Here is an 18,250-nt window from a genome sequence, read left to right as displayed (position 1 = left end):
GTACCCGGCTCGTGATCGACGGACCCGCACGCACTTCGGCTGAGACGGCGCACAAGCCCCTGCGCACGATGCTCGGCCTCGTCGGACTGGCCGCGGCGATCCTCTCCGGTGTCGGGGTGGCGGTGCACTTCTTCGGCCCCGTCAGCACGGCGGTCACGTTGCTGGCGTCGTTCAGCCCACTTTTCGGGGTAACCGCGGCGGTGTCGGCGGGGTTGCTCGTCGCCGCACGATTCCGGGCGGGGGCGGTGGCGGCGCTGCTCGTCTCGCTTGTCGGGGTGGCCGCGCAACTGCCCCTCTACCTCGGTGAGCCGGTCTCCGCGGCGGTGCACGCACCGAAGGTCAGGCTCCTGCAGGCGAACATCCGGCTCGGCGAAGCCGACGCGCGGGCGTTGGTCGGTCGAGTCCGCAGCGACCGGGTGGACCTGCTCACCGTCGCCGAATTGACCGGGACCGCGGTGCGGCGGTTGGCGTCCGCCGGCCTCGACCAGGTGTTGCCGTTCTCGTATCTACGCCCGCGGGAAGGCGGTGGGGGAGAGGGCATTTACTCCCGGTACCCGCTCAGCGGCACCGAGGAGTTGCCCGGCCTGCAGCACAACAATCTGCGCGCTGCCGTGCACGTGCCCGGGGCCGAACCCGTCGCCCTCTATGCCCTGCATCCGTTGCCGCCCTATCCGGAGCCGGCCTGGCGGTGGGCGCTCGAACTCGACCGCATCGGCGCGATCCTCGCTGCGGACCGGCGACCGCTGCTCGTCGGTGCCGATTTCAACTCCACCTACGACCACGAGCGGTACCGCAACCTGCTGCGCGCTGGCGGTCGCGACGGCGTGGCCCTCGTCGACGCCGCCGAGTTCCTCGGGTCCGGCATCGTCGCGACGTACCCGGCGGACAGCTGGTACCCGGCCGTGTTGGCCATCGACCGCATCCTGACGCGCGGAACCACGCCGGTGTCGTTCGATCGGGTCGGTCTCCCCGGCTCGGATCATCACGGCGTGATGGGTGACGTACTGCTGGCAGAGTCCGCAGACCGCTGAGCCTGCTCGCCGATGAGGGCGACGACACGGCCGACGTGTGGTTCCCGAACCACCGAGTCGTGGTCGCAGTGAATCCTCTGCACCGTCAGATCGCCGGTGAGCACCAGGGGCCACACGCACTCGTCGTCGAGGTTGAAGCTACTGAGTACCAACAGGGTTCGCCCGTCGTAGGGCCGCGGACGGTGCAGCCGGCCAACCCGTACTCCGACCTCCCGCAGCGCTTCGACCTTCTGTCCGAGCGTGCCGTCGACGATCCCGGCCACCGGCAACCAGAGTCGGTGCCGCCACAGCACCGAGCGATCCACAGGGGATTGCTCGAGCAGGGTCGACCGCACGCCCCGCAGTGACCTGCGAGCCTTGCGGACCGTCCTCGGCGGCAGGAACGGGTCGAGCATCGTGACCAGCTCGACGGTGTGGCCCATCGCCGTCAGCCGGTTGGCGACATCCATCGCGATGAAGGCGCCGAGGGAATGCCCGACCACGGTGTAGGGCCCCTGCGGCTGCAGTGCCAACAGGTCGTGGAGGTGCCTGCGGGCGGCGCGGCCGATGGTCCAGTCGGGCAAGGCCCGGTTCTCCAGTCCGTGTGCCTGGAATGCGACGACGGCAGTGTCACCGCTGGCGCGGTGCGCGAACGGCGCGAAGGAGAGGGCCGAGGCGCCCGCCCCGGCGAAACAGAACACCGTTTGCCGTGTCGATTCGGTGGGTGGGCGCAACAGGACGGTGGTCGGGGCGACGGCGTGACGCCGGGTACGCGGGCCGCCGATGCCGCGTGCGCCGACGAGTTTGGCGAACTGCGCCACGGTGGGGGCGCCGGCGAGATCGGAGGCGGCCAGCACGACGCCGTGCCGTGCGCCGACGACGGTGATCATCTGCTGCACGTTGAGTGAATCGCCGCCAAGGGCGTAGAAGTTCTCGTCGCGGCCGACCCGGTCCAATCGGAGCACACCGGCCCAGCAGTCGGCGATCTCGGTCTCGAGTCCGGGTCGGGGATCTTCGATGGGGCCGCGCACCGGCGCGGGGAGCACGTGGCGGTCGACCTTGCCGCGTTCGTTGCGCGGGAGGGTTTCCAGCATCACGACGTGGGTGGGCACCATCCAGGCGGGCAGGCGGGTGTGCAGTTGCGCGCGCACTTCGGCGACGGCCGGCGTGCGGGTCCCGGGCGCGGGCGCGACGTAGGCGGTCAGCACCGGGGTCCCGGAAACCTGATCCGCGACGACGAGCGCCTCGCGGATCCCCGGGCACTCCAGCAGCGCAGCCTCGACTTCTGCCGGCTCGACCAGGTAGCCACGGATCTTGACCGCGGCATCCATGCGGCCGAGAACCACCAGCACGCCGTCGCCGGTGATGCGGGCGCGATCGTTGGTCACGAATGTCGTTGTTCCATCGGCGTTGTCGACGAACACCGTGGTCGCCCTCTGCGGCTTCAGGTAGCCGGCGGCCAGGTACGGCGAGGTCACGGTCAGCCGCCCCTGGTCGTCGACCGCGAGCCTCTTGTGCGGTACCGGAATGCCCGCGGGCACGACGCCCGCGGGGATGTCGTCGGTCGGCCAGACGTCGAAGTGCGCGATTCCGAGGGTCTCCGACGAACCGGCCCAGTTGGTCAGCACAGCATTCGGCGCCAGTTCCCGTCCCCGCCGGATGACGTTGCCGTACAGCGGCTCTCCGGTGGTGATGATTCGCTGGACCCGATCCAGCGGGTTTCCGTCCACGGCGTCGGTCAGCGACTGGAGGAACGACGGTGTGCACATGACGATGTCGGCCTCGGCGAGTCTGTCCAGTGCCGCCTCGGGGGTGCAGTCGCGCGGCTCGATCGCGATGACCTCGGCGCCCGACAGCAGGCAACCGATGAGTACGTTGAGACCGGCCGCGAAACTCACCGGCATGCAGAGCGCGACCCTGCGGCCCTCGGTGATGCCGAACCGGTCGCGATGGAGCACCCAGTCCGCCAGCCACGTTCCGTTGGTGTGCAGTACCGCTTTCGGTTCGCCGGACGAACCGGACGTGAACTGGATGCTGGTGACCGTCCGGACCCCGACGCTCGGTGGCTGCCCGTAGGTCGCGAACGGACCGTGCGGCCGGTCGGCCGTCCACACCACCTGCCGTCCGGCGAGCCCGTCCACCAACGGGTGGTGCCGGTCGTCGACGACGACGAGGTCGAGGTGGTATTCCTGTTCGGCGAGGGCGTCGAGAATGTGTCGCACCCGGTCGTGGGGCAGCCCGGTGTCGAGGGGGACCAGGGGCGCTCCGGCGGCGAAGCTGCCGAGGATCACCGCAGCGGTGTCCGTGTCGAGGCCGCCGATGAGGGCCAGCGGCGAGTCGGGTGCTGCGCGGTTACGCAGGGCCGCCGTCCAGTTCGCCGCGGTGCGGCCGAGTTCGCCGTAGGTGACCGAGCCGTTCTCGGTGCGCAGTGCGACGTGCTCGGCGCGGGACCGGACCACCTCGGAGAAACGGTCGGCGACGCAGCGATGCTCGACCGGCCGCTCCACGGAGAGGTCCGGACGTACGTGGACCTTCGCCTCGATTTCCAGGCTGCCGCCGCGGGGCATGCGCGCCACCCTGCGCAGCAGCACGACCGTCGGCCCCGCGACGATCAGCGTGCAGACCATCTCGGCGGCGAGGTAGGTGTAGCCGACGGCGTCGATGCCCCAGTGCGGGGTCGTCGCGATGACGCCGGTGACAACGACGATCCCCAGCAGGATCTGTGCGGTGACCGCCAGACGGAGCCGGCGCTGCAGCCGCGCCAGCGCGGTGTAGATCGTCATCAACGCGACCGACGGCAGCGTGAAGGCCATGACGCGGATGAGCATCGTGCCGTGCTCCGCGTAGTGCGGTCCCAGGATGCTGAGGATCATCGGGGCGGCCACCAGCAGCGTCACACAACCGGTCAGCGCTGCGCCCCCGCAGAGCAGGACGAATCGCACTGTGCACGAACGCAGGTCGGCCCCAGGTGTGGACGCGGTGGCGATGAACGGGGCGGCGGTGGCTCCGATCAGGACCCCGAGGGTGTTCACCACCAGCCAGCACATCGAGAAGTACGCGTTCATCTCGGTGCCCAGCCGGGCGACGACGATCAACGGCACCAGCAGCGGCACGATCACGCCGACGGCGTTGATGGCGTAGGAGCTGGCGAAGAACTGGACCAGCTCGCGCCTCGGAGGCAGGCCGGACAAGCCTTCGCGGCGCGCCGTCTCGCGCCTGATGACGACGATCGCGATGATCGCGGTGATGACCGCGGCGGGCGCCACCCACGACCAGACGATGGCCGAGCCGGTCGCCAGCGGGATGAGCGCGGCCACCGCGATCAGCTTCGCGGTCGACTGCCCGATGTTCTTCGTGGCGATGGTGCGCGCGCGCCCCAGCCCGATGAGAACCTGGTCCTGCAGCGCATAGATCGCGAGAACGGCGACGAACAACGGGAACAGCACGGCCTCGAGGCCATCCGGGAACAGTGCCCGCGGACCGACCAGCGCGAACACCGTTCCGAACAGCAGTGCCGCGCAGGCGACGAACGCGGTGCCCGCCCGCACCAGCCGCTGGGCGCGCGCGCCCGCCAGCGGCAGGAATCGTTCGTAGAGGCTGCCGAGACTGAAGTTCGCCAGGATCGCGATGAGCGTCGCCGAGGAGATGATGGCCGACGCGCGGCCCACCTCGGCGGTGTCATAACCCCGCGCCGCCACCGTCCAGAACACGAATCCGAGCACGCCCGTGGCCGCGCTCGACGTCATCACGGCCGCGATGTCGACGCCGAGGGCATTGCCCTGCAGGCGCCGACCGAGGGCCGAGCGTGTGGGTTCCCCAGCCGAAGAGGCGGTTTCCCGGGTGCGCAGGGTGTCGAGGCTGCCTGAGGTCGGCATGGAAGAGGATTCCTAGCGGGAGCGGCCGGCGCATTCGGTCGAGCGGGGCGGTGGTGACTGCTTGCGTGAGGATACTAAAGCCACCAAAGAATGGTTAGGCTATCCAAAGTTGTGACGCTGGTCATAACCGCGGCACGTAGCCTCCCGGGCTTCACCCTGTTTCGCTAGGGTCCCTCATGGTTAAGGCGAAATATGTGCCGGCTATCCCCTGAACGTCACCCGCGCTACTGCATAGGGCGCTGAAAGAAACATCTAGACAAGGAGTTCCACGTCTTGACTGACATCGTGCCGGAATCAGACGTGCGGCGTGGGGCAAATATCAGCAACTTTTTACGAGATATCCATCGGCAACGCCCCAGCAAATCTTCCGAAGCGGCGGGCGATGGCGCGGCCGCGGCGGCGAAGACCGATCACACCGCCAGGCCCACGGTCAGCGTGGTGCTCCCGACCCGCAACGAGGCGCGCAACCTGCCCTACGTCGCAAAGCGGATGCCGCCCGTCGACGAGATCATCGTGATCGACGGGGGGTCGCAGGACGGCACCGCCGATGTCGCGCGCGGACTGTGGCCGAACGCGACGGTCATCGAGCAGACCAGGGCCGGCAAGGGCAATGCGCTGGCCTGCGGCTTCCGTGCGGCCACCGGGTGACGGCTTCGAGATCGAGACCGTGATCAATGTGCGCGCCGCCCGGGGTGGATGGCTGATCCGGGAGGTGGGCAGTTTCGAGGGGAAACGGATCTACGGGCGCAGCAACCTCAACGCGGTCACCGACGGCCTGCGCGTGTTGCGGACCATCCGCCGAGAGCGACGCGAGCACCGGGCGATCCGTTCGGTCGCCGCCGCCGGCTGGTCACCGTGACCAAGCAACCCCCTCGGCCGGCCGACCCGGTGGCACCCGCCATCTCGATCAGCGTGGTCATCTGCTGTTACACGTGGGAGCGCAGGCAGCGGCTGGGTGCCGCCGTGGACGCCGCGCTCGCGCAGACCCGCGGCCGCGACGAGCTGATTGTCGTCGTCGACGGCAATGAACAGCTGTTCCGTGTTCTCGCCGCTGCCTATGGCAGCCGGGTGACGTTCCTGCAGAACGCGTTTCGGCGCGGCCTGTCCGGTGCGCGGAACACCGGGCTGCTGGCGGCCTCCGGAGAGGTCCTGGTGTTTCTCGACGACGACGCCGTGCTGCGCCCGGCGGCGCTGGACGCAGTGCGGACCGCGTTCGCCGACCCGTTGGTCGCCGCACTGGGCGGTGCGGTCCATCCGGCTTGGCACGACGGATCCGAACCCGGTTGGTTTCCTGCGGAATTCGGCTGGGTGGTGGGGTGCGACTACCGCGGACTGCCCCCCGACGGCGCGGCGATCCGCAACCCGATCGGGGCGGCGATGGCCGTGCGGCGAGCGGAGCTGACCGCCATCGGCGGCTTCTCCGACCGCCTCGGCCGCGTCGGCGCCCTGCCGACGGGCTGTGAGGAGACGATGATGGGGATCGAGCTGAGTCGTCGCGACCCGCAGGCCCGCATCGTCCGCCAGACCGCGTTCGCGGTGTCACATTCGGTGCCGCGGGACCGGACGACGGTGGCCTACTTCGTCCGACGCTGCTTCCACGAGGGGCGGAGCAAGGCGATCCTGACAGGTCTCTGCGGGCAGCGGTCATCGCTGGAGAGCGAACGCACCTACACGACGAGGACGCTGCCCTCGGGCCTCTGGCGCGCCAGGCGCCGGCCCGCACGGATGCTCGCGCTGGCCGCGGGTCTGCTGGTGACGGCGGCCGGCTATCTGGCGGGGCTGGTCGAGACGACGCGGCGACGGAGGAGCGCTCGACAGTGAGAATCGTTCGCGCGCTGCACAATGCCCGGGTCACGGGGTGGGCCTCCCTGGTGACGCTGGGGTATTTCGCGGCCGAGTGGGTCGTCTCGGCGACGTGGCGCGGCCACTACGGATACCGCGAGGACCTGATCGGCCCGCTGGGTACCGCGTTCTGCGGGCCGGCGGGCAACTGGCCGTGCAGTGATCTCTACCGCGTGATGAACGTCGGACTGGTGTCAACCGGCCTGGCGATCGTGTTCGTCGCGGCGAGCATGCTCGCACAGCGTGTCGCCGAACGCGGGCCCGCGATCCTGTTGCTTTCCGCGGGAATCGGTTTGGCGGCGTCCGGCGTCATCACCCAGCAGGTCGACTACTCCTGGAACCTCACCGCGATCGTGGCGTTCATGACGTTGGGGTCGGTCAGCGTGCTGTTCATCGCGATGGGATCGACGTCCGCACTGTCGGCCGAGCGACGCGGCGTGGCCGTGGTCGCCGGGGTGGTCAGCCTCGTCGGATACCTGACGTTCATGGGCGGGCACACCATCTTCGGGTCGGGCGGGGCGCAGCGGATGGCGATCTACGGAATTCTGGTGGCCGTCATCGCCCTGTGCACCTCGCGGCTGCGGGCCACCCCCGCCGCCTCCGTCGACGCCAGGCAACTCGTCGAGGATCTGCGGTGAGGAACCGACGTCTGTGTGCCCTTCTTCGTCGCGCTGCTGCGTTGACCTGTGCCGTCGCGCTGTGCGGGTGCGCGACGACGATCGGACGCGCCGATCCGACCGGACCCCGGGTGCTCTTGCTCGACGAGTTCGACGGCCCGGCGGGCGCCCCACCGTCGTCGCAATGGCGGTACGACACCGGTGGCGGCGGCTGGGGCAACAACGAACTGCAGGTCTACACCGACGACCCGGCCAACGTCAGCCTCGACGGCGCGGGCCGTCTTGCGATCACCGCGCAAGGTGACGACCTGGACCGGATCACATCCGCCCGGATCACCACCAGGGGGACCATGGAGTTCGTCTCGGGCCGCGCCGAGGCGCGCATCGCGTTACCCGCGGGCACCGGTCTTCACTCGGCGTTCTGGCTGCTCGGCAGCGACATCGACCGGGTCGGGTGGCCCGCGGCCGGCGAGATCGACGTCATCGAGACCCTCAACGACGCCACCGAGTTCCACACCGGCATCCACGCGCCCAGGCGGGGATCGGCACGGGGCCAGGAGGTTTCGGCGGCCGGGCCTGCGCCCTTCCCACTGGTCGGCGAGTTCCACACCTACTGGGTCGAGCGGAGCCCCGGCCGCATCGTCACCGGAATCGACGACGTGACGTTGTTCACGGCAACGCCGGCCGACCTGGCGCCCGACAGCCGGTGGGTTTTCGACGCGCCGTTCTTCCTGTTGCTGAACCTCGCGGTCGGCGGAAACTGGCCCGGCCCTCCGGACGCCTCGACGCCGAGTCCGTCGACGATGCTGGTGGACTCGGTGAGGGTGGTGGCGCTGTGACGCCGCCAATCACCGTCATCGATCCGGCCATGCCGCCCCAGGCGCACCCGACCTGGCCCGGCGCCCGCTGGATCGGAATGCTCGACCTCGACCGGGCCCAGCCTCACCCCGACGGCGATGTGGAGTTCGTCGCCCGACATGCGCAGCACTATCGGCACGCGCGGGTCCTGGTGCGGCATCGGCTGCGGCCCATCGCCTTCGTCGAAGTCCCCATCGTCGACGGCCGGGTGCGTGTCAACGTGTCGGCCGCGACCCGGCCCGACGAGCCCGAGCAGCTTCGTGCGGTGCCGCCGATGTCGGTGGTGGTGTGCACCCGCGACCGGCCGGATCAACTGGCCGACGCACTGGAATCGATTCTGTCGCTCGACTACCCGGACTACGAGGTGGTGGTGGTGGACAACGCGGCGCGCACCGATGCCACCGCGCGGGTCGTCGGACGGTTCGATGCCGCCCGGGTGCGCCGCGTGGCGGAGCCCGTTGCGGGCCTGTCGACGGCGAGGAACGCCGGTCTGCGTGCAGCTCGCCACGAGATGGTGGCCTTCACCGACGACGACGTCGTCGTCGATCGCCACTGGCTGCGCGGCATCGCCCGTGGCTTCGGCCGTGCGCCCACGGTGTCGTGTGTGTCCGGAATCGTGCCGAGCGGTGAATTGCGCACTGCCGCGCAGGCGTATTTCGACCAGCGGGTCTCCTGGTCAGGATCGCTACGGCCCCGGGTGTTCAGCATGGCCGAACCTCCGGCGGATCGGCCACTGTTCCCGTTCCAGGTGGGACGCTTCGGCACCGGCGCCAACTTCGCGGTCCGGCGCGACCGCGTTCTGGAACTCGGAGGTTTCGACGAAGCCCTGGGCGCAGGCACGGCCGCGCAGGGAGGCGAAGACCTCGACCTGTTCTTCAGGGTGCTCACCGCCGGCGATGCACTGGTCACCGAACCGTCGGCGATCGTCTGGCACCGGCACCGCAGCGACACCGAGGCGTTGCTCGCCCAGGCTCGCGGCTACGGCCTGGGTCTGGGCGCGTGGCTGACGAAGGTGGCACTGGACCGGTCACACCGGCGGTTGGCCGCCGAGGTGATTCGACGCCAGTTCCGGTCGTCACTGCGCGCCGGCGTGGAGTACGGCGCGATCATGACTTCGCCCACCGATTTCGGCGAGGACGTGCCGTCGTGGGTGGGACGTAGAGAGGTGCTGGCCGTGCTCGGCGGTCCGCGGGCACTGTGGCTGGGCAGACGGCAACGCACTGGCGGCGTATCGGCGGGTCACCGGTGACCGCGACGCTCGAGCCGATCGTCGACGCCGGGAAACCGTCGAGGATGTCGACCCCACCGCCGATGTGGCACCGGCTGCCCGCCGGGCAGTTCCGATTGGCAGACCTCGCCGCCGTGGGTGCGGCGGTGGGCGCGATCGCCCTGATGGACCTGCCGAGCACGATGCGTGCGGTGTGCCTCGCGGTGTTCATGGCCATCGGGCCCGGCGCGGCGGTGTTGACCTGGGTGCGCATTCCGCGACCGGCCCTGCCCTCATCGGTACCGGTGCTGGGCGCGGCGATCATCACGCTCGTGGCCATCGTCGCGATGTGGTCCTATCGGTGGAGGCCCCCCGACATCCTCTGGGTCGAGGTGGTTGCCGTCGCAGCCAGCAGCGCATTCTGGTACTACCGCACCGGAAACACCGTGATGGCCGCCGGTCGGCAGTGGCGCCGGCGCACCGTTGTCGGACCGGCACGCAGATCCTTTGTCCGGCAGAATCTCTCGCTGCTGCTGAGTGGGCTCGCGATCGCGGTCTGGGTGGCGGCGGTGCCCGGCCTTCCCGGGGTGGACGCCAGCTACTACGGCCTCTTGTTCTCCGGCACGGGTCCGCTGCTGGCGGTGTGCATCGTGCTGTGCTCCTCGGCGCTGCTGGTCGCGGTGCGCGGCCGCCAGTTGCTTCCCGCCGCCGTCGCGGTCGGTGCGGCGATCACCGTGGCCCGGGTGACGACGGTCGTGGCGACCGAGGTTCCGCTCTACGACTGGACCTACAAGCACCTCGCCGTCGTCGACTACATCATGGTGCACGGGCGGATCGCGCCCGACGGCACCGACATCTATGCCCAGTGGTCCGCCTTCTTCGTCACCTGGGCGTGGTTCTGCGAGGTGACCGGGATTCCCGCGATCACCGTCGCGCACGTTTTCGCACCGGTGATGCACGTCCTGATCGCCCTCGCGGTGTACAGCGCCGCACGTGTCATCGGGCGTTCCCGACGGACCGCGGTCACCGCCGCGTTCATCGCCGAGATCACGAACTGGGTTGGGCAGGACTACTTCTCGCCGCAGGCGTGGTCGGTGGTCCTGGTGTTCGGCATGCTGGTGCTGCTGTTGGCGTCGCCGCGCAGCCCTGCCTGCGGGGTGCTGGCGATCGGGGTGTTCGCTGCGACCGTGCCCACCCACCAGCTGACACCGTTCTGGGCGGTGGGCGCGGCCTGCCTGCTCTGCGCCCTCAAGGCGGCCAGACCGCGATGGGTCGCGCTGGTCATGGCGGCGATCGCGGCCGCCTATCTCGTGCTGAACCTGGAGGCGGTGCTGCCCTACGGGTTGCTGTCCGGCGGCAGCCCGTTGAGCAATGCCACGAGCAACATCCTGACCTCCGGACTGCCCGCCAAGGACTTCACCTCCGCGGTGGTGCGGGTGCTGTCCATCCTGGTGGTGCTCACCGCCTTCGCCTGTGCTGTCTGGTCGCGGCGACGGAAGCGCCCGGTGTTGGCGCTCGGCATCGTCGCCTTCAGTTCGTTCGGTCTGCTCCTCGGACAGAGCTACGGCGGTGAGGCGATCTTCCGGGTGTACCTGTACTCACTTCTGGGTTGTGCGATCCTGATCGCCCCGGCGGTGGTCGCGGCGATGGACGGGGTCGGTGGCGGCGTACGCCGGGTACTCGCAAGGGCAGTGGCGGTGATCGGGCTGACCGGTGTGGCGGTCGCCGGGTTACACGGCTATGTCGCGTTGTGGCCCTTGATCTTCGAGACGCGCGCACAGGTCGATCTGATGGAGACGCTCACCAGGGACGCGGATATCCGCACCAGATTCGTGATGCTCAGATTGGGCGGTATGCCGTCGCGGGTCAATGCCGACTATGCCGAACTGACGCGGTTCAACCCCTACTACGACGAGCCGGTCAGCTACGACCTGTGGGACGGCCGAGATCCCAATCTGCCGCAACTGAAGGCGACGTTCCCGAGCGAGGACGACCTGAGGACGCTCAACGACGACGTGACCGACGGCGTCTACACGGCGTACGTGATCTTCAGCGAACAGTCGAACAAGGCGATTCGCTACTACGGTGACTTCCGGCCGGATGCTGTCGGGCTCGTGCAGGATGCGATCCGGCGGTCACCGAAGTGGACGTTGGTCCACGAACACGGCGAAACCGCGGTCTTCCGCAGCGTCAACGAGTACTGGGCGCCGCACAACCACGGCGGTGAGCGGTGAGCGGGCCGGGGTCGGTCAGCGCCGCGACGAGGCACCGACGAGTGAGCGGGCCTGATCCGCGACGGAGTCGAGCGCGCGGCCGATCTGCGTGGCGTCGAACACCGAGTCGTGGAACTCCGCGGTGAGCCAGAGTGCGCCCATGACCGTGGAGGTCGTGACAGTCACCCCGCAGGGTCCGGTCGGGTCACTGGCGACCAGGACGCGGGCCTCGGCGGGGTCGGTGAAGGGCCACTGACCCGATCGCGGGATGTTGCCGATGCTGGAGTGCAGCAGCCGTAACCGCCGTCGGGCGGGGACGGCCCACTCGGCGGCCTGCCCGGAACGGATCGCGGCGCGGGTCTTGAGGGTGCCCGCGATCAGGTTGGCCACCGGCCGCGCCATCGCGTTGGCCGCCGCCATCTGCGCGTGCAGCCCGTCCGGTCCCGCCTGGCTGTCGAGCTCGAAATCCAGTCCGGCGGTGAACGAGGCGAGCGTCTGGTGGCGCTTCGGAAGGTAGCGGCGCACGTCGAAAGGCAGGGTGACAATGGGATCGACGTCGAACCCGGCGGCGGCGAAGGCCTCGTGGAGGGCGTGGGTGTGAACGGCGAACAGGCTGACGCCGGGCATCTTATGATCCCGCTGAGCCCGTAGCTCGGCGACCTCGGTCGCCGGTATCTTCGCGACGCGGGTGGCAGGGGACGGTGCGATGTCGACGATGTCCCGGTCCTGTGGTCGAGGGGGGTTTCCGACGTTGTGGCGATGCTGGCGCCACAACGGCAGCAACCGGTGGGGACCCCGGCCGAGTGTCCGCACACCGGCCCGCAGCAGCGGCGGGACTGACTGCCGGTAGGGCTCCCAGACACTCCGATCCGCCGGATCCAGGTTGCCGAACAACACGTCGATGACGGTGTGCAGCAACGGTATCTCGCCGAGACCGTGACTGAAGTCGATGGCCAGGTAGTCCCCGGCGTCGAGAACGCGGATCCCTGCGCCCTGGCCCCGCCGCAGCGTCGTCAGCAGGGTGATCGGGTCGGCACCCGCCGGCATGTCCGTGGCGGACACGGCATCGCGGACGTCCTCCGGTGCGTAGCGCCACCGCGTCTGCCGCGTCGACGGCTGTAACCCCACCCGCGTCAGCGGGCCGACCGCTGCCAGTGCCGCGAAGCGGGCGGTGAGTTGCTCGGTGGACGGCATCTGTACGGGGCCGACGATGACCGCCGAGCGCCGGTTGCTGTGCTGCACGTCGAGCGTCGCAACCCGAACGGTGTCCGGTTTCCTGCGACGCGGAGGTGAGGCCATTAACCTTCAGAACCTATCAGAGCGCAAACCAGCTGTTCGCGGCGATTCTGGCAAAGGGGGACAAGGTAATCGCGCTGCCGCCGCAAACCCGTTTAGTACCTTCTGAGGATGGTCAGCAATCGGTGGACGACCGAGCGAGGCGCTGCGGCCGCCGGATTCCGCGGACGTGGGTTGTGGCAGGCGGCGGCGGCGGTCGCGGCCGGGTACGGCCTGTTCCTGATCGTCACGGCCGCCCGTCTCCCTGCGGGCGCCGAGTTGACCGGCCAGTTCGCGCTGCAGCCCGCCGTGAAGGCGCTCGCCGCCGTGTTGCTTGCCGGCGCGGCGCTCACCCACCCCATCGCGCGGGAGCGCCGCTGGCTGACGGGTGCGCTGCTGTTCTCGGCAATGGGTGACTTCCTGCTCGCGATGCCCTGGTGGGAACCGTCGTTCGTACTCGGGCTCGCGGCATTCCTGATCGCCCATCTGTGTTTTCTGGCGGCACTGCTCCCACTGGCGGCGTCCTCGCCCGGCCGCGTCGCGGGTGTGACGATCATGGCGGCCGCCTGTGTCGCGCTGCTGGTGTGGTTCTGGCCCCGGCTCGTCGCCGAGGGCATGGCCGTGCCGGTCACGCTGTACATCGCGGTGCTCGGCGCCATGGTGGGTGCCGCGTTGCTCGCCGACCTCCCGACACCGTGGACCGCGGCCGGCGCGGTGTGCTTCGCGATCTCCGACGCGATGATCGGCATCGGCAGGTTCGCACTGCCGCCGGAGAACGCCGAAGCGCTGGCGGTGCCGATCTGGTGGGTGTATGCGACCTCGCTGCTGCTGATCACGGCCGGATTCCTGTCCGGGCGGTCGTCGGAGCCGTCTGCTAGACCAGCGGAGTGACAGCCACCAGGCACGCGGCCGAACACGAGCCGGTCGCTCGCGTGCTGCCGATGCTCACGGTGCCGCACCTGGACCGAGAGTTCGACTATCTGGTGTCGACGGACCAGTCCGACGACGCCCAGCCGGGGGTGCGTGTCCGGGTTCGGTTCCACGGCAGACTGGTCGACGCCTTCGTTCTCGAAAGACGTTCGGACACAGACCATGTCGGCCAACTCCGGTGGCTCGACAAGGTCGTGTCGGCCGAACGGGTGCTAACCCACGACGTGCGTCGGCTGGCCGACGCGGTCGCCGCACGGTATGCAGGCACCCGCGCCGACGTGCTGCGTCTGGCCGTCCCGCCCCGGCACGCCAACGTCGAGAAGAAGCCGCCACCGCAGCTCGAGGCACTCGAAGCACCTCCCGCCGACGGCATCGACACGTCGGGATGGTCCTCCTACACCGGCGGTCCGCAGTTCATCGCGGCGCTGGGGGACGGACGCGCGGCGCGGGCCGTCTGGCAGGCGTTACCGGGGGAGTCGTGGCCGCAGCGGCTGGTCGAATGCGCTGCGGTGACGGTGAACGCGGGTCGCGGCGTCCTGATGGTGGTGCCCGATCAGCGCGACGTGGACCGGCTCCACGCCGCGGCGTTGGCCGAGGTGGAGCAGTCCAGGGTGGTCGCGTTGTCGGCGGGTCTGGGTCCGGCCGAGCGCTACCGCCGGTGGCTGTCGGTGTTGCGGGGTGATGCGCGGCTGGTGATCGGCACGCGCAGCGCGGTTTTCGCACCCGTGGCCGAATTGGGGCTGGTGCTGTTGTGGGACGACGGCGACGATTCGCTGGCCGAGCCGCGAGCTCCCTATCCGCACGCCCGTGAGGTGGCGATGCTGCGCGCCCACCAGGTGCGCTGCGCAGCGCTGATCGGTGGCTTCGCGCGCACCGCCGAAGCCCAGGCGCTGGTGCGCAGCGGCTGGGCACACGATCTGGCGGCATCGCGGCAGACACTGCGGGCGAGGGCGCCGCGTGTGGTTGCGCTGGAGGACAGCGCCTACGCACAGGAACGTGATCCGGCCGCCCGCACCGCGAGGCTGCCCTCGGTCGCCCTCGACGCGGCGCGCACCGCGCTCGCCGCCGGCTCACCGGTGCTCGTTCAGGTACCCCGGCGCGGGTATGTGCCCGCACTCGCGTGCGGACGGTGCCGAGCCATCGCCAGGTGCAGGCATTGCACGGGTCCGATGTCGCTGCCCGGCCGCGATGCCCCGCACGTGGAGTGCCGGTGGTGCGGTCGTGAGGAGTTGGCGCCGCGCTGCGCGCGGTGCGGTTCGGACGCGGTGCGCGCAGTGGTGGTCGGTGCCCGCCGCACCGCCGAGGAGCTGGGCCGGGCGTTCCCCGGGAAGCCGGTGATCACCTCGGGTGGCGACAGCGTCGTGGACTCCGTGCCGCACCGCCCCGCCGTCGTCGTCTCGACTCCCGGCGTCGAGCCCGCCGCAGATGGCGGCTACGGCGCCGCGTTGCTGCTCGACGGCTGGGCGTTGCTGGGAAGGCAGGATCTGCGCGCCGCCGAGGACACGCTGCGGCGCTGGATGGCGGCGGCCGCGCTGGTGCGCAGCCGCGCCGAGGGCGGCCTCGTCGTGGTGGTCGCGGAATCCGCGATACCCACCGTGCAGGCACTCGTCAGGTGGGATCCGATAGGACATGCCCAGGCCGAGTTGGACTCCCGCGAGGAGGTCGGCCTGCCTCCGGCGGTGCACATCGCGGCGGTGGACGGCACGCCGGCCGCCGTGGCGGCGCTGCTGGACGCCGCGGAGCTACCGCAGGCCGGTGAACGGATCGGACCGGCGGACCTGCCGGTCGGGGCACGACGGCCCCCCGGCGTCGCCGCCGAACTGCCGGTCAGCAGGATGCTGGTGCGGGTCCCCCGCGAGGGCGGGCTGGCCATGGCCGCGGCGCTGCGCAAAGCCACCGCGATCCAGAGCGCACGCCACGATCAGGATCCGGTTCGTGTGCAGATCGACCCATTGCACATAGGGTGATCTTGACAAAACCGACAGGAGGTCGCATGGGACGTCTGCTCAGGTGGCTGATCCCGTTGTTCCTCATCGGTTTTGGGTTGCTGTGGCCCGTTGTGTTCCAGGGCGGAACCGACTCCTCCGGCGCCTCGGACGTCTACGACCCGGTGGTGATCACCGACTACGACGTCGACATGACGGTGGACACCGCTGGAGACATGACCGCCGTCGAAACCATCACCACGGAGTTTCCCAGCGGGCGCCACGGCATCTTCCGCTATTGGGACGTCGCCAACCAGAACGACCCGCGAGTGCGCCAGCGGCCGCTGGTGAACTCGGTGCTGCTCGACGGCGACCCGGTGCCCTACCAGATGTTGTGGGAGGACCGTCAGCGGTTCCGGGTGGCCAAGATCGGCGATCCGGATCGCACCCTCGGTGCCGGCACCCACGTCTTCGAGATCCGGTACACCATCGCCGGCGTCCTCGACCCCGGTGACACCGGCGCCGACAAGCAGTTCGCGGAAACCACCGGCAGCACCGAGCCCTCATCGACGGCTCCGCCGTCCGAGCCCTCATCGACGGCTCCGCCGTCCGAGCCCTCATCGACGGCTCCGCCGTCGGTCTTCTTCTGGAACGTCATCGCCCCGTCCTGGAACAACCGCATCGACCGGGCCGACATCACCGTCACCCTGCCCACCGCGGTCGGCGTCGCGCAGTGTTCGGTCGGTCTCGGCGTCGGTCGTGCCTGCGACGACCTGACCATCCGCGGCAATACGGTGACCCTGTCGGCAACCGCGCTTCCGCCCCGCACCCCGGTCACGCTGCGCGCCGGTGTGGACGTCCCGGCCCCGGCGCGGCAGAACCTGCCCTGGCCGCACGCCTGGGATGCGGTCCTGGGGCAGTCTGTCGGCGGCGTGATCTGGATGGTCGCGCTGACCGCGATCTTCGGGCTCGGCGGGCTGCTGTGGTACCGGATGACCCTCGAGCGGTCGCCGGGCTTCCCGCTGCAGTACGCGCCGCCGCTGGGGCTGGGGCCGGTTCAGACCGAGTACATCCGCACCGAGGCGGTGCCCAAGAACGGCCTGACCGCAACGCTGTTCCATCTGGCCGAACGCAGACTCATCACCCTGCAGCAGGTCGGTGACAAGCAGTGGAACGTCCGCGGTATCGGTGACACGCGCCAGTGGGCGGCCATGGACCCGGTCGGGCTCGCGGTCGCCAAGCGGCTGAAGGTGACGAAGTCCGGCGCCGTGTTCGAAGCCAAGAAGACGGTCAAATCCGGTGAAAGACTCAGCAAGGCGAAGACCGACATGACCAAGGCCGTCGAGAAATGGTCCATCGACGGCGGACTGATGGTCAAGCGCAACAAGGAACTCTGGGTCCGCGTGGCCAACGCGGTCGCCTTCGTCCTGATGATCTGCTCGTTCTTCCGGTGGGGATTCCCCAGCACCATGTGGGCACTGCCGTTCGCGGCGTTCTTCATTCTCTCGGCGGGGTCGTGGAACGCTGGGGTCGGCACCCGCCGCACCGCCGCCGGCCGCGAGCTGTGGTCGCGCGCAGGCGGTTTCCACCGCATGTTGGCCACCGACTCTGCGGAGGCCCGCTTCGACTTCGGGGCGAGAAAAGACCTATACAGCGCCTACGTCCCGTTCGCGGTCGCCGCAGGCGCCGCCGCCCTGTGGGCGAAGAAGTACGAGGCATACACCGGTTCCGTTGCACCCCAGCCGGATTGGTACAGCACGTCGTCGACGACGGGGGCGACCGGCTTCTTCGCAGGCTCAGGGGGTCCGGACTTCGACAGTTTCGAGTCGGCCCTGTCGTCCTCGATCGGTGCCTACACCGCCTCGCAGTCGTCATCGAGCGGCGGCAGCAGCAGCGGTGGCGGTGGCGGCGGCGGTGGCGGAGGCGGCGGAGGAGGAGGTGGATCGTGGTGAAATTCCTGCTGATCGTCGTGCTGATCCTGGCGGTCCTCGTCCTGATCGGATTCGTCACCGGCTACAACAAGATTCGCACCGCCGACGTCCGGGTCGCCGAGGCGCTCTCCGGCATCGACGTCGAGCTCACGCGGCGGGCCTCGCTGATCCCCAGCCTGGTACACACCGTGCAGACGTTCGCCGCGCACGAGAAGGGCATCATGGACCATCTGACCAACGCCCGCGCGGCACTTGCGGCGGCGACGACCGGCAAGTCCGTCGCGCAGCGAAGCGCCGCCGAGAAGGATCTCGACACCGCGCTGGCGCCGCTGCTGGCGCTGGGACAGAGCTATCCCGCGCTCAACTCCTCGACCAACTTCCTGAACCTTCAGGAGAACCTGGCCGACACCGAGAACAAACTGGCCTTCGCCAGGCAGTACTACAACGACGCGGTGGCGACGTTGAATCGGTCGCTCAGCACGATCCCGTGGATGTACGTCGCCCCGCTGGCCGGGGTGTCCGAGCGGGAGTACTACCAGACACCTCGATGACACGGTGACCGCGTCC

General features: G+C 69.6%; 12 protein-coding genes and 1 pseudogene. 11 read left to right on the top strand and 2 right to left on the bottom strand.

Features of this window, described 5'->3' with window-relative positions; translation table 11 throughout:
* Positions 1 to 11: 11 nt before the first annotated feature.
* On the top strand, positions 12 to 1,031 hold the full coding sequence (locus tag H7I57_RS30370) for an endonuclease/exonuclease/phosphatase family protein (protein WP_264028249.1): 1,020 nt from the start codon (positions 12 to 14) through the stop codon (positions 1,029 to 1,031).
* Here H7I57_RS30370 and H7I57_RS30365 read toward each other — a convergent pair.
* Positions 983 to 4,885 (bottom strand): alpha/beta fold hydrolase, encoded by a 3,903-nt coding sequence (locus H7I57_RS30365; protein WP_264028248.1) that lies wholly within the window; start codon positions 4,883 to 4,885, stop codon positions 983 to 985. The genes H7I57_RS30370 and H7I57_RS30365 overlap by 49 nt on opposite strands.
* Positions 4,886 to 5,158: 273 nt before the next feature.
* Between H7I57_RS30365 and H7I57_RS30360 the strand changes: the two are divergent.
* The 6 genes and pseudogenes from H7I57_RS30360 to H7I57_RS30335 all read left to right on the top strand — a co-directional run bounded on the left by H7I57_RS30360 (position 5,159) and on the right by H7I57_RS30335 (position 11,643).
* Positions 5,159 to 5,744: pseudogene (locus H7I57_RS30360) on the top strand (glycosyltransferase family 2 protein).
* Positions 5,741 to 6,706, top strand: coding sequence for a glycosyltransferase family 2 protein (locus tag H7I57_RS30355; protein ID WP_264028247.1), 966 nt, complete (start codon positions 5,741 to 5,743; stop codon positions 6,704 to 6,706). Before H7I57_RS30360 ends, H7I57_RS30355 begins: the two are co-directional and overlap by 4 nt.
* The gene (locus tag H7I57_RS30350) at positions 6,703 to 7,365 is read left to right on the top strand and encodes an RlpA-like double-psi beta-barrel domain-containing protein (RefSeq protein ID WP_264028246.1); all 663 of its coding nucleotides are present in this window, start codon (positions 6,703 to 6,705) and stop codon (positions 7,363 to 7,365) included. Before H7I57_RS30355 ends, H7I57_RS30350 begins: the two co-directional genes overlap by 4 nt.
* A complete protein-coding gene (locus H7I57_RS30345) occupies positions 7,362 to 8,183 on the top strand; it encodes a glycoside hydrolase family 16 protein (protein ID WP_372510493.1) in 822 nt (273 codons plus the stop codon). Before H7I57_RS30350 ends, H7I57_RS30345 begins: the two co-directional genes overlap by 4 nt.
* Positions 8,184 to 8,212: 29 nt before the next feature.
* Positions 8,213 to 9,451 (top strand): glycosyltransferase family 2 protein, encoded by a 1,239-nt coding sequence (locus tag H7I57_RS30340; protein WP_264028335.1) that lies wholly within the window; start codon positions 8,213 to 8,215, stop codon positions 9,449 to 9,451.
* The gene (locus H7I57_RS30335) at positions 9,448 to 11,643 is read left to right on the top strand and encodes a hypothetical protein (protein ID WP_264028245.1); all 2,196 of its coding nucleotides are present in this window, start codon (positions 9,448 to 9,450) and stop codon (positions 11,641 to 11,643) included. The genes H7I57_RS30340 and H7I57_RS30335 overlap by 4 nt, the downstream gene beginning before the upstream one ends.
* A gap of 15 nt (positions 11,644 to 11,658) precedes the next feature.
* Here H7I57_RS30335 and H7I57_RS30330 read toward each other — a convergent pair whose 3' ends face one another.
* Positions 11,659 to 12,921 (bottom strand): hypothetical protein, encoded by a 1,263-nt coding sequence (locus H7I57_RS30330; RefSeq protein ID WP_264028244.1) that lies wholly within the window; start codon positions 12,919 to 12,921, stop codon positions 11,659 to 11,661.
* 108 nt (positions 12,922 to 13,029) lie between these two features.
* Between H7I57_RS30330 and H7I57_RS30325 the strand changes: the two genes are divergently transcribed.
* From H7I57_RS30325 to H7I57_RS30310, 4 genes are read left to right on the top strand one after another with little or no spacing between them, the layout of a single operon-like run.
* Positions 13,030 to 13,788, top strand: a complete 759-nt coding sequence (locus tag H7I57_RS30325) for a lysoplasmalogenase (protein WP_264028243.1) — start codon at positions 13,030 to 13,032, stop codon at positions 13,786 to 13,788.
* Positions 13,789 to 13,838: 50 nt separating this feature from the next.
* On the top strand, positions 13,839 to 15,794 hold the full coding sequence (locus H7I57_RS30320; protein ID WP_264028334.1) for a primosomal protein N': 1,956 nt from the start codon (positions 13,839 to 13,841) through the stop codon (positions 15,792 to 15,794).
* A 26-nt stretch (positions 15,795 to 15,820) separates the two neighbouring features.
* The gene (locus H7I57_RS30315) at positions 15,821 to 17,704 is read left to right on the top strand and encodes a DUF2207 domain-containing protein (protein ID WP_264028242.1); all 1,884 of its coding nucleotides are present in this window, start codon (positions 15,821 to 15,823) and stop codon (positions 17,702 to 17,704) included.
* Positions 17,698 to 18,234 carry a LemA family protein gene (locus H7I57_RS30310; protein WP_264028241.1) on the top strand — a complete coding sequence of 179 codons (537 nt, stop codon included), beginning with the start codon at positions 17,698 to 17,700 and terminating at the stop codon, positions 18,232 to 18,234. Before H7I57_RS30315 ends, H7I57_RS30310 begins: the two co-directional genes overlap by 7 nt.
* Positions 18,235 to 18,250 lie beyond the last annotated feature (16 nt).

Origin of the sequence: Mycolicibacterium pyrenivorans (assembly GCF_025821625.1) — a bacterium.
Lineage (GTDB): Bacteria > Actinomycetota > Actinomycetes > Mycobacteriales > Mycobacteriaceae > Mycobacterium > Mycobacterium pyrenivorans.
This window is presented reverse-complemented; position numbering and strand designations above follow the sequence as displayed.